This is a genomic window from Clostridium sp. UBA1652 (assembly GCF_002320975.1).
Classification (GTDB): Bacteria; Bacillota; Clostridia; order Clostridiales; family Clostridiaceae; genus Clostridium_T; species Clostridium_T intestinale.
Genome location: NZ_DCLI01000025.1, coordinates 1 through 3282, shown reverse-complemented (window position 1 = coordinate 3282; position 3282 = coordinate 1). Strand labels below are relative to the sequence as shown.

The window sequence follows — 3282 nt, the reverse complement described above, 5'->3', positions numbered from 1 at the left end:
AAGAGGAGAAAGAAATATCTCCCTGGAAACGCTTAACAAAATTACGGAAGCTCTTGAAATTTCACCTACTGATTTATTTGAACAAAACTATCTAAAAAAAGAAACTGACAAGACAGTATTATTAAAGCTTCATCAGGAATTATTAAGTACAAGAAGTACAGAAGAGATAATAATTGTCCATCAATTAACCCAAAACATTTTGCAATTAATTGATAGAAAATGATATTGTCAAATAAGATATAAAATAAAACAAAGTTAGTAAATGTGTCTTTGAAATATAGATGAACCGCTTTATTTTTTCAACGGTTATACCAAAATATAATAGCCTAACTACAATTCATTATGTAGTTAGGCTATTTAAGTCACTAGTTCACTTTTTTCTATGTTATACAATATTTCTATCGATTGCTTAAAAGATGACATTATAAAAATCAATAAGTTTAGCATATCGTCTTTCTCCATTTCTCGATTGATTTCCCATCCAGAAATCTAAAATTTATTTACAGAGCCAACTCAATTACAGTATTGAATAGCAAAACAGAAATGTGTATATGCTTTAACGTTTTTAAAGTTCTCTTTACATCGTTGTAATACCCAACTCTATTTGTATAAGAGGTCCTAATTTTAGTATATCAATTTAAAAAGTAATCCTTATTATCAGTTACTTTATTACAGGAATACAGCTTGTTAGTACATTTAACACTATGTCATTAACAATTAAATTAAGTCTTATAATTATGTACAGAATTTTAGGTAAGTAGTATTATTGAAGTATATAACTTTTATTGGAGGTTAAAATGTCGGACCGATTTTTCAATATATTTATTCCCTTAAAAGAACTTCATGAAATCATGGATGATGCTTATGTAGTAATAGACACTAATGTTCTACTCATGGCTTATCAATGGAGAGATACTACATATAAAGTCGTTTATGATATATTATCTGAAATATCTAAACAAAATAGACTAAAAATACCACACCAAGTAGTTAAAGAGTTTGCAAATAATAGAGCCGAAGTTATCCAAACTTTATATCAAGAGATACATGACAAATTGCTTAGCAAATTAGAGAAAGAAAAGCAGCCACAAAATACGATAAAAACTGTCGTTCCGGCATATGATATGTTTGATAATAAGATATTTAAACCAATACTTGATTCTGAAGAAAGATACTTAAATGCAATAAATGAATTAAACACTGCAAAAAAAGAATATAAATTATCATTAGTTAATGACTTACAGAAATTAGTGAAAAGTTTATTGTATAAAGATCCAATTAGCGAAAAATTCAAAGCATTTTTTGAAAATGGTTATATTGATGAAATCGAGATAGATAGTCAAGAGCTAACAGAAGAGTTAGCTAGACGAAAAAAGCACAATATCCCTCCAGGTTACAAAGATAATGGACATAAAGGTGATTATCTCATTTGGCAATCTATTTTAAGTTTGAAAGATAAACCTGTTATATTTGTAACAGGAGATGTGAAAGCTGATTGGGCTTATACAAGGGGTGAAGATTTTTTAGGTGGAAGGAGAGAACTTATTGAAGAGTTTTTTGAAGAAAATAATAAAACCTTACATATTATAACACCATTACAGTTTGCAGAAGCTGTGTCTTCCAGAAAAGGTAAAGCTCTAAATGAAGACGTAAAGGAAGATTTAAGGTATAAACAAAAAGAACTGGATATATATAAAGTGTTTAATTTAGGTTTTCCTACAACAAGCATAAGAAAAAAATATAAAGATCAGTTGAGTCAACAAAGAAAAGCTTCAAATAACTTTAAAAAACTTTCGAATGAGATAGAATATTATTATCATAAGGATATAATTGAGGAAAATTTATATTACGATTTAAAACATGGTCTTGAAGTTATAAATGATGATTTTCTGACAGGTGATATCAATGTTCATGATTTTCTTTATAAGTTAGATGAATTTAAGGAAAAATTATATCGTTCTTTAAGTAATTAAAGATATAAGGGATGGCAGTATTGAATAATTCATGCTGCCATCTATATTTTTTGATGATAGGAAGAGGCTTAAGTTCATATAAATGAGATTTTCAAGCATTCATCTTCAAATTTTTTGTAAAAACAGGCTAATTGTTCTTTGTTTAACGCATTATCTTTATTATCTTCTATAAAGTTAGCTGCATTAGGATTGGGAATAACTCTTATTAGAGTAATCCCTTCTTCTATTGCGTATTTTACAAGTTCTTTCATATAGTAAGTAGCAATCCCACTCTTACGATAACTTTCTTTAACCCACAATAGTTCTAACTTTATACTTGGTTCTTCTTTTCGTATTTCTTGCATTATTTTACTATTTTTGAAAAAATCCATAATAAAGATAGGCTCAATTATTCCTTCCTTTTCTTTTACTAAACAAAATTTATAGCTACCATTTTTACAAAAAAAGTTTCTTTCGTTAGTTCCTGGAATCTCTGCATCATTTGTTTTTAATGTTAAATTTTCCGGCTTAATACCCTCAATCTTCGGTATATTAAATTTATCTACTATTATTATTTCTTCTGAATACATATTAACCTGCCTTCTACACTTCCATATGGTGTTCGGAGTAAAAGGGGAACCTTTAACCTAGCCCATTCTCTTATAATAATTTCTGCAAAAAGGAGCTATACTTCTAGGATTTACTGCCCCTCATTAATTCAACAATGTCTTTCGTTACTAAATTCACATAAAAAACCGTTCTACCTCTGTGAATATTTCCCCTACCTAAATTAGTTATCTAAAATCTATATATTCGATAAAGTTCACTGCATCCTTTTGTGTTTTAGCAGAAATGAAATGGCTTTGTTTATTAAAAGATATTTTATTTCTGCTACCGATATCATTGTCTGAATTACTTTTTCCAATAAAACGAGTTTATTCAGATAAAAAGTTTAGTGTTTTTCGTTAACATACTCTAATAGAATTTCAGAAACCAACTCTTCTAAAGTAAAATTCCCCTCAGAAGCAATCTGTTTCAAAGAATCCTTAACCTGGGTAGGTATTTCTATAGATAGCAACTCATATTCAGAATCTATATAAATTCCTTTAACCGTTGAGATTATAGAACCTTCCACCATATACTTCTTAATAGTTTTAATCGTTTCTTCATCTAAAGTTTCGTACGGGAAACAATATGGTTTAATTTCTAACTCGATTGTTTGTTTATTTATGTTCATTTTCATATTTGTTGGGGTGATATATTCATAACATTTATCTAAGAAAGAGTATATATTAGATTCAACATTATATTCATAAGGGAACTCAAATTT

Annotated in this window: 3 protein-coding genes and 1 pseudogene; 2 read left to right on the top strand and 2 right to left on the bottom strand. The window is 28.2% G+C overall.

The annotated features are described in order from the left end of the window. Positions 1-223, top strand: a pseudogene (locus B3N22_RS04340) (hypothetical protein); the annotation flags it as partial. A 574-nt stretch (positions 224-797) separates the two neighbouring features. Next, positions 798-1973, top strand: a complete 1176-nt coding sequence (locus B3N22_RS04335; RefSeq protein ID WP_286905151.1) for a PIN-like domain-containing protein — start codon at positions 798-800, stop codon at positions 1971-1973. A gap of 74 nt (positions 1974-2047) precedes the next feature. On the opposite strand, the gene B3N22_RS04330 is transcribed toward B3N22_RS04335, so the two are convergent. Together B3N22_RS04330 and B3N22_RS04325 are read right to left on the bottom strand one after the other, a co-directional pair. Then, entirely contained in the window at positions 2048-2542 is a 495-nt protein-coding gene (locus tag B3N22_RS04330; RefSeq protein WP_286905150.1) for a GNAT family N-acetyltransferase, read from the bottom strand. Positions 2543-2904: 362 nt separating this feature from the next. Further along, positions 2905-3282 (bottom strand): hypothetical protein (locus B3N22_RS04325; RefSeq protein WP_286905149.1); only part of this gene is annotated, 378 nt, incomplete at its 5' end.

Bases quoted from the DNA above. Each gene is read 5' to 3' on its own strand.
- B3N22_RS04335 (WP_286905151.1), top strand. From the start codon at position 798: ATGTCGGACCGATTTTTCAATATATTTATTCCCTTAAAAGAACTTCAT.
- B3N22_RS04330 (WP_286905150.1), bottom strand. From the start codon at position 2,542: ATGTATTCAGAAGAAATAATAATAGTAGATAAATTTAATATACCGAAG.